The organism is Komagataeibacter nataicola, from assembly GCF_003207795.1.
Lineage (GTDB): Bacteria > Pseudomonadota > Alphaproteobacteria > Acetobacterales > Acetobacteraceae > Komagataeibacter > Komagataeibacter nataicola.
Genome location: NZ_NIRT01000096.1, coordinates 1 through 673, shown reverse-complemented (window position 1 = coordinate 673; position 673 = coordinate 1). Strand labels below are relative to the sequence as shown.

General features: G+C 65.1%; 1 pseudogene. It reads left to right on the top strand.

Annotation, left to right across the window (positions count from 1 at the left end):
* Window positions 1-673 (top strand): annotated as a pseudogene (locus tag CDI09_RS17430) (hypothetical protein); the annotation flags it as partial.

Genomic DNA, 673 nt, shown 5'->3' with positions numbered 1-673 from the left:
GCCTTTGTGGGCCTCGGCCACCTTGCGGGTATGGCTTACGGCGAGAATACCGTATCCGCTGGCGGCTTTGCCTGCACGCCGGGCGCCGGGCTTACTGTCACCATTGCGCCGGGCTCGCTGCTGGCGGCAGGCGTGGTGGACACCACAGCCTATGGCACGCTGGCGGCCAGTGGCAGCGTGCTGGTGCGCCAGTATATCAGCCGTGATCCGGTCACGCTCACCGTGCCGGGGGCAGGGGGCACATACACCGTGTATGCCACACCCGCCACGGTGGATACGGATGACACCGTGCTGCCGTTCTATAACGCGGCCGACCCGTCCGTGACCTATGCCGGGTCGGATAATAGCGGCAAGGCGGCGCCAACCGTGCGGCAGGACGTGGCGCAACTGGGGATTGGTGCAGCCGTGCCGGATGGCGCGTATCCGCTATGGACCATCACGGTGCCGTCAGCAGCTACGGCGATTGCGGCGGACATGATTGCGCAGGCCGAAGGCGCGCCGTTTTATGAGACCATTCCCGGATTGCAGGCCTCGAAGATATCGAAGGCGGGCGACGGTATGACCGGCCCGCTGAGCGTGCTCAATGCCACGGCGGCGCAGAACCCTGTGGCCCTGGGCCAGTTGCAGGCAATGGGCTTCATTGCCAATGCACTGATTGGCGTTACGTCAATCA